We start from the raw sequence: 6,776 nt of genomic DNA, 5'->3' as shown, positions 1-6,776 counted from the left end.
GTCAGGGAACTGCTGCTTATGAGCGTCAGAGTCCCGTTTCAGCGCTTTGGAGCAATAGGTGCGGAACGCTTTCAGTTTTTCGTAGCTGATGCGCCCCAGTGCCACAATGAAATGCATGTTGACCGTCTTGATACCTGGCCGCGCTCGGATCGTGCCATCCTTCAGAGTCTCGTACTGCTGATGGACATCGATGGCTCCGCCTATTTTCAACCGTCCGATAGCCCGCCAGAAGCGCTGTGTCGGCAAGCCGGTGACCTTATCAATCATACCGGCAATCGTGGCGATCTCGACCATGGTACGATGGATAAAGCGCCCGTCAGGCAGCGGAGTGCCAACCCGCAAGCTGGCAAAATCGGTGCGCGAGAGGATCGCCTGCATGACTAGGCTCTCGGCCTCGCGCGCTTCTGATCTATTTTGGCGGGGTTTGCCGGAGAGCTTGTTGATCTTGCCGCTCAGATTGGCCAGCGTGGGTAATAGTGCAGGCTTGGCGTAATAGTCACGCACCTTGTCAATCAAGGTTTGAATAAAGTGCGGTAAGCGTTTTCTGGTCTCTGGCTCATTGAACTGGTGCCAAGCGGGTGAGCCTGGGCGATGGCCACAGCGATTGCCGGTGCCAAGCCATTTCCCCGGATGCGGGTACTGAGCTCGCCCCCACATGAAGGGAGAGGTGGTGTCCAGCTCGCCAGCAGACGCAGGTAATGCTAAATGTAGCACCCTGAACCCCATGCAGCGCAGGGAGGCACAAGACCTGGGACACTATTCAAATTGCAGCACTGCAATTGGCTTAGCCATTCCATTTCGCCACTCCAGAAGGTCAAAAACCCCCGCATTGAGCTGTGCGAAAGTACAGCGGCTTGCACAAAAATATTGAAGTGCTATTATTGCCACTGAGAGTTCACACGAGCCGTCACTGTGCGGGTCGTGAAAAAAACCGGTTGTCTTGATGCACTGGTTAATTCTTTATAAGAACCTCCTTACCTTACTTATGCTTACGTTCGTGTTGGGTGGTTTTTGCTCATATATAGCCCGCTGGGGTGGTCGCCAAACTGACCCCAGTGGGTTTAATTTTTTTCTGCAGTATCTCGATGTTTTGCCAGTTCATTCTGGATCTTCTCAAACTCCTGTATCGACAAGCAAACAGCCAGTGGCCTGCCTGCCTTCATCACAACAAGCCGATCCTGTTCACCAGATGCAAACCTCGCCATGTGATAGGCGTAGTTCTTGGCGAGGTGCGTTGTTGTGATCGACTGATCTCCGCGCTCGAGCAATGGTAACGGACTCATTTTCACCACACCCCCTCTAGTTATCTACCAGCTACAAAATCAGATTATAATGAGATTTTCTGTTTTGATCCAATGATCTTGTTTGGATCTCGTTTCGGATCACATATTTGTCATGTTTTGATCCCGCCCCCCGCCCTCAATAAGATAGGCGAGCCTCAACCTCTTGCTTCATGATCACTGGAAGCGTAAGTCCATACTCTGTGGCCAACCTCTCCTCAAGCCCTTCAAGCGTGGGCAATGCCAGCTCATTAGCTACCGTTCTGCATATTGCAACCCAGTCAGCTAAATGCGTGGGCACAAATCCCCGCCTCAGTGCCACCCGCATCAAGGCACAGTTAAGCCAGTAAGGGTTTCTGTTCGTCCTGTTGTAGAGCAGAGCAGTCAGATCACCGTGCGATAGCACCTCCCTGGTTACAGAAGTGCTCCGTTTCCCCTCCTTGATGAGCTCGCGAGCTAGCGCATCCTTCCCACTCCACCCTCTGTATTCAGGATGCTTCCACAAGTACGCCAGAAACACCCTGCAAAAAAGTTTGCCCTCCTGTAAGAGGGCATCTTTATCGACATCAGTTTGCTTTCCAATGCCCATCATTACTCCTACTGGATTAAGCGGGCGACGCCGATCACCCTCGTTATTAATCTAGGCATTTATTGAGTAACCATCGGAGCTTTATTTGGTTCTCATAGTCCAACTTGAAAGAAATTGCGTCACCATTTGCCTGCATGAGTTTAAAAAATGCAACGCCATCAGCGCCAACTCCTCTCATTGTGGATATAAGCGGGGCATCATTAAGTTCAGATGTCATTCCATCATCCCATATACCATCAATGATACTTTGCGGAAGAACTTCTCTTTCAGAGGATAAGTCATCCCTGTTCGCATTGTTGATGGAATTATCTTTATCTTTTTTCCTAGGTGAACTATCGTTTCCAGCTTTACCTTTATTTTTCTTAACCTTATTTTTTTCTGGGTTCTTGATGTCAGCAACCAAATCTTTTAAATACTTTTCTGCATTAACAAACTCACCAGACTTTATTTTTTTAAAGCTGTCTCTGTATGCCACATCATCAAGCCTAGATAGGTCTATCAAATAGCCCAGCGTATTGATATTAGTCAGCTGTGGTGTTATTTCCTGTATATCCTCATTTGCGGTGAGCAGCTTTCGGTAGCGACTTATCTTTGTTTCATTGAGCCCCAGCATCACAGCGGCCTCTTTACCTGTCAGCGAGGGCTCGAAGTCATTCATATACCGCTCAATGGAACGAGCAATATCCATCGGGTTCATGCCAACGCGACCAATATTCTCGAGTATTTGATCAGCAAACACTTGGCGATTATCGCTATTGACTCGGATATCCTCTATGACCGAAGGAATGAACTCCCACCCCAGCCGTCCAGCAACTCGCCACCGGCCCTCGCCAGTCTTGATAAGATAATGTCCAGGCATGCCAGCTTGAGGAATGACTGTGATTGGCTGGAGAATTTTACCCGCCCCTTCAATCTTCGCCTGTAACTCATCCAGTTCATCCTCTGTCCATGTTCTTGGTTGTTGTGGATCTGGATGCACCCGATTCACAGGCAAATCAGCAAGAGACTTACCGTCACACGCTCGAGGGATAAACATATTTTCGCTTGGGACGCCGCCGGTTGACGATTTGTTCTGACCGGAACCAAGCAATGAAATACCTTTTGCCATTTTCCAGCCCTCATCCATTTACTTTTGATTTGAGGCGTTCAACCAATGCAGCAGTCAGTGACAAATACTCTTCTGTCGCAGGGTGTGACTTGTTGAAGTCGAGCACTGACATACCAGCTCCATATGCTTGTTTTACCATAGTGGTATCACGCACCGTTTCAGCCATCAGCGGTAGGTGCTCGAATGCACCGGTTAACTCGTTAATTACCATCGTAGATAGCTGCTCGCGACTCTTCACCATATTTAGAACCATTACGGCGTCCAGTTGCCCCACGCGCATCATTTGCCAGCGCTCCACAATAGGGGCGAACCCTGCTGTTTTCCGAATCACGACAGGGCTAGGAGTGATAGGAACAATCAGCATGTCGGCCATGGAGAGGCTCTGCAGGCTCACTTTTTCCTGCCCTCCCAACACCTCTCCACTAACAGCACCAAAGTCTGGCGTCACACCTGCGGTATCAACGATAATTACATCATAAAGCTGTTTGAATATCGGAATATCTCTGTGCAGGTCTTGATTATATCCTGCACGGATATGGGGAAGTTTTTCTGAATTTAACGTTTCGCTAAATTCAAAGTTGCTAAGCGAACCATCTTTTTCGCCATCTATTAGGCAAACTTTAAGGCCATACTCACCAGCAAGAATACAGCCCATATTTAGAGCCACCGTCGTTTTGCAAACACCACCTTTGGGGTTGCAAACAACGATAACAACACTGCGATTGAAAATTTTATTAGACATATATTATCTCCTAGTTGCACCACATAACCCGGTGCTCGGTCGTGGGCCAACCCACATTGATACATAATACCAAAACATCTACACCCGTCAACCAAAAAACTAAACTTTAACTAAACCTTTTTTGTAACCTGTAGTTACTGTACACTCATACCAATGATGAGGTTATCAAACCTAGACACGTAAGGAATGGTTGATGGTTTCCGTTAAGAAATCGATGACTGAAGAGCAGTTCTATCAAGCGGCACAAAGAACCACACTTCGCCCTCACACAATTGCAATGGCCCATGATGTTGTCGTTATAGGAATGACGCAAGCACAGGTCGCCAAAAACTACTCTGTATCTAAGGGGGCCGTCTCGCACGTAGTAAAACGAATATGGGACGCCCATACACCTCCAGGCTTTACATTTATTGCAGTTTCTGTGCCGTTGAGCCTAGGAAAGAAAATCGAAAGATTGTCTCAGCTAACACTGGTTAATAAAGAGCATTTCTGCACTTTAACGACTGTCGAGGCAACCACGTTGTTGTATTCGTTACTGAATGAGATCATCGCCTCTGATGATTAGTTTATAATGTTAATTAATTTTGATAGAGAGCGACTTGTCGAGGTGGGCAACTGCCGAACCGTAGGCCGTCCATCAGGGGCTTGCCCCCTGTGGACGGGGCAGTTGTCCACGGAGATTCTTGCTCAGTGAACTTGATTGCAGTACTGCAATTACCTTACTAACTCTACAAGCATCCATCCTCCTAAACATGCAAAAACAACACTAACCATCCTCTGTTGATATATTATGTTTACGTTGTTTTTCATCCATTTCTCCAAAAAACCAGACAGGATCATGACAAGTGTCACATTAAAAAGAAACCCAGTGACGTTTAATATAAAACCCAATAAAAACAATTGCTCTTTGGGTGATGCTGCCACATTCGGCGACACAAACTGAGGAAGAAACATTATAAAAAATAGCAGAGCTTTAGGGTTCATTAGATTATTTACAACCGCACTTTTATAGCAAGACCATGCAGCTCCTATATTATTACTCGCCACCGAATCTATGTTAACTCGTTTTAGTCCCGACCACGCAAGGTAGAGCAAGTACCCCCCACCAACAAGTCGCATAAAATCAAACGAGTAAGGAAGCTGCTTTATGACGCTTGCAACACCCAACCCCGTGACTATCGTTAAAACTAAGCCTGATGTTAGGTTCCCCAAACACGCCCATAACCCCATCGCCCTCCCCTTGTTGATACTAAGTGAGCTAATCAGCACCATGTCAGGCCCAGGAGCCAGCAAGAGGGCCATCACGGATACAATAAAAACAGGCATTACATTCAAATCGATCATTTTTTCCACTTTAGATTGAGAGCATTCAGGATCAGAGCCAAGTAGTGTACCCATCCCCTTGTGTTATTCTATCGCTCCTTTTGTCAGCGCGCGCAAGGAGCGCATATGTTGCGTGATATCTCTAGGAAGAGGGTTACACATGAACGATAGATACCAAGATGGGCTCACACATGAGTGCAAAGCTCGATGCGGACTAGATGTGGATGAAGTTGCGGTGAGTGCTGAGATTCCTCGCAGAACGCTCTACAACTGGTGGAAAACGAAGAGGAGAGTGATAGACCTAATACTTCTTGGTATTGCCTATGAGGCCATCCAAAAAGTGAACAAATAGCGTTCATTTTACTTGCATTTGTGTGCCTATTTGGCACACAATAGGAACTGTACATTGACTGACTGCGAGTGTGTTATGCAAAAGAGAATATATTGTATCGCCCAATACCGCCCCAAAAAGGGCTGTGATGAGCGCCTGATCGAAGCCCTTAAATCACTTGAAGAAGGCTCTCGTCAAGATCCCGGCTGCATCCAGTATGTTACTACGCAGCGAGTTTCCAGTCCTTTTGCCGAAGGTAGCTGTCTGCCTATAACAATGAACGAAATATGGGCTTCCATTGATGATTTTGAGTTCCATTGTCAAACCAAGCCAATTAAAGCCTTTTTTGAAAAAGAGTGTTTATCCAATGATGGTTCCGTTGAAACTTGGGATGTGAGTATTTTCGAGGGCGAATGAATTCGCCCTATAATAAATTAATGTAATTGCTTTAGCTTATTTAAAAGGTTCTGCCTGGCCTCCTCTCTGGTTTCGCCCCCAGCCAGATTATCCTGGTATATAGCGACCCAGTAATCAGATAGGGGGCCCTTCTGGTCAGGCCTGTGAATTAATTTTATTTCACATAATAACAATTTATCTTCATTCATTGCGGAGACTCCTTTGAACTTCGTTTGTTACGCATTATACGCGCTAACATGTATGGAATGCAATTTCAGGTTTTAGTTATGGACAATACAATAGAGTTTTATCTAAAAAACCCAATTATAAAACATGATGTCGGAATCCTCTTGGTTAAGGATAGTCAGCATCGCTTTGTCGCATCCAACCGAGAGTTCTCTACATTTTCTGGCCTGCAGCCAGAAAAACTGATTGGCCTTAGTGATTTAGATATGCCCTGGTCTGAACAAGCTAAAATCTACATCTCACATGAAAAAGACATTCTTTCTGGTCTTAGCTATAACGTGATTGAACCTCTACCAGGCATAAAAAGAGCTAACCTCGTAACCCAAAAAAAGATAATTTATGATCGCACAGGAATGCCACAAGGAACCATAGCCACAGCACTCCCCCTTGAGATGGATATCGAATTCTGCAACCTTTCTGGCACAAGTGATATTCTCAGAGTGGCAGACTATGGCATGAATCTCACAAAAAAAGAGTCACTTGTCCTTTACTACTTCATAAAAGGCTTCCAACGAAGCCAAATTGCAAACTTGGCTAAAATTGGCACCTCATCCTACGACTTTCACATTTCAAATATTAAAAAAAAGTTTGGCGTTGATAGCACATCCAAACTAAGAGATGTTGCCTACTCTAAGGGGTTGCAAGATATTATCCCATTTGTCATCAAGAGGTAGTTTTCGTTCTAATCATGAAGTGACGATCGCAGTGCAAGTACACTCTTGCATTTGGGTATTTAGCCCCATCAAGATAAACCTATGATG

General features: G+C 45.8%; 8 protein-coding genes and 1 pseudogene. 3 read left to right on the top strand and 6 right to left on the bottom strand.

Annotation, left to right across the window (positions count from 1 at the left end; translation table 11 throughout):
• The 5 genes and pseudogenes from AAC083_RS21680 to AAC083_RS21660 all read right to left on the bottom strand — a co-directional run.
• Window positions 1-504: pseudogene (locus tag AAC083_RS21680) on the bottom strand (plasmid replication protein repA); the annotation flags it as partial.
• 557 nt (window positions 505-1,061) lie between these two features.
• Window positions 1,062-1,289, bottom strand: coding sequence for a hypothetical protein (locus AAC083_RS21675; RefSeq protein ID WP_146181547.1), 228 nt, complete (start codon window positions 1,287-1,289; stop codon window positions 1,062-1,064).
• Window positions 1,290-1,419: 130 nt separating this feature from the next.
• Window positions 1,420-1,869, bottom strand: a complete 450-nt coding sequence (locus tag AAC083_RS21670) for a hypothetical protein (protein WP_108535576.1) — start codon at window positions 1,867-1,869, stop codon at window positions 1,420-1,422.
• A 46-nt stretch (window positions 1,870-1,915) separates the two neighbouring features.
• Window positions 1,916-2,995, bottom strand: coding sequence for a ParB/RepB/Spo0J family partition protein (locus AAC083_RS21665; protein WP_108535575.1), 1,080 nt, complete (start codon window positions 2,993-2,995; stop codon window positions 1,916-1,918).
• On the bottom strand, window positions 2,988-3,719 hold the full coding sequence (locus AAC083_RS21660) for a ParA family protein (protein WP_108535574.1): 732 nt from the start codon (window positions 3,717-3,719) through the stop codon (window positions 2,988-2,990). Before AAC083_RS21660 ends, AAC083_RS21665 begins: the two co-directional genes overlap by 8 nt.
• Window positions 3,720-3,912: 193 nt before the next feature.
• On the opposite strand from AAC083_RS21660, the gene AAC083_RS21655 reads away from it, so the two are divergent.
• Entirely contained in the window at window positions 3,913-4,284 is a 372-nt protein-coding gene (locus AAC083_RS21655; RefSeq protein WP_108535573.1) for a TrfB-related DNA-binding protein, read from the top strand.
• 149 nt (window positions 4,285-4,433) lie between these two features.
• On the opposite strand, the gene AAC083_RS21650 is transcribed toward AAC083_RS21655, so the two are convergent.
• Window positions 4,434-5,117 (bottom strand): LysE family translocator, encoded by a 684-nt coding sequence (locus tag AAC083_RS21650; RefSeq protein ID WP_108535572.1) that lies wholly within the window; start codon window positions 5,115-5,117, stop codon window positions 4,434-4,436.
• Between the two features lie 352 nt (window positions 5,118-5,469).
• On the opposite strand from AAC083_RS21650, the gene AAC083_RS21645 reads away from it, so the two are divergent.
• Together AAC083_RS21645 and AAC083_RS21640 are read left to right on the top strand one after the other, a co-directional pair.
• On the top strand, window positions 5,470-5,790 hold the full coding sequence (locus AAC083_RS21645; protein ID WP_108535570.1) for a putative quinol monooxygenase: 321 nt from the start codon (window positions 5,470-5,472) through the stop codon (window positions 5,788-5,790).
• 266 nt (window positions 5,791-6,056) lie between these two features.
• Window positions 6,057-6,689 carry a helix-turn-helix transcriptional regulator gene (locus AAC083_RS21640; protein ID WP_108535569.1) on the top strand — a complete coding sequence of 211 codons (633 nt, stop codon included), beginning with the start codon at window positions 6,057-6,059 and terminating at the stop codon, window positions 6,687-6,689.
• The last annotated feature ends 87 nt before the right edge of the window (window positions 6,690-6,776 follow it).

It is taken from the genome of Aeromonas sp. HMWF014 (assembly GCF_963878295.1).
Classification (GTDB): Bacteria; Pseudomonadota; Gammaproteobacteria; order Enterobacterales; family Aeromonadaceae; genus Aeromonas; species Aeromonas popoffii.
This window is presented reverse-complemented; position numbering and strand designations above follow the sequence as displayed.

Excerpts from the sequence above, each read along its gene's own strand:
- AAC083_RS21640 (WP_108535569.1), top strand. The coding sequence starts at position 6,057 with ATGGACAATACAATAGAGTTTTATCTAAAAAACCCAATTATAAAACAT.
- AAC083_RS21645 (WP_108535570.1), top strand. The coding sequence starts at position 5,470 with ATGCAAAAGAGAATATATTGTATCGCCCAATACCGCCCCAAAAAGGGC.
- AAC083_RS21655 (WP_108535573.1), top strand. The coding sequence starts at position 3,913 with ATGGTTTCCGTTAAGAAATCGATGACTGAAGAGCAGTTCTATCAAGCG.
- AAC083_RS21660 (WP_108535574.1), bottom strand. The coding sequence starts at position 3,719 with ATGTCTAATAAAATTTTCAATCGCAGTGTTGTTATCGTTGTTTGCAAC.
- AAC083_RS21665 (WP_108535575.1), bottom strand. The coding sequence starts at position 2,995 with ATGGATGAGGGCTGGAAAATGGCAAAAGGTATTTCATTGCTTGGTTCC.
- AAC083_RS21650 (WP_108535572.1), bottom strand. The coding sequence starts at position 5,117 with ATGGGTACACTACTTGGCTCTGATCCTGAATGCTCTCAATCTAAAGTG.
- AAC083_RS21670 (WP_108535576.1), bottom strand. The coding sequence starts at position 1,869 with ATGGGCATTGGAAAGCAAACTGATGTCGATAAAGATGCCCTCTTACAG.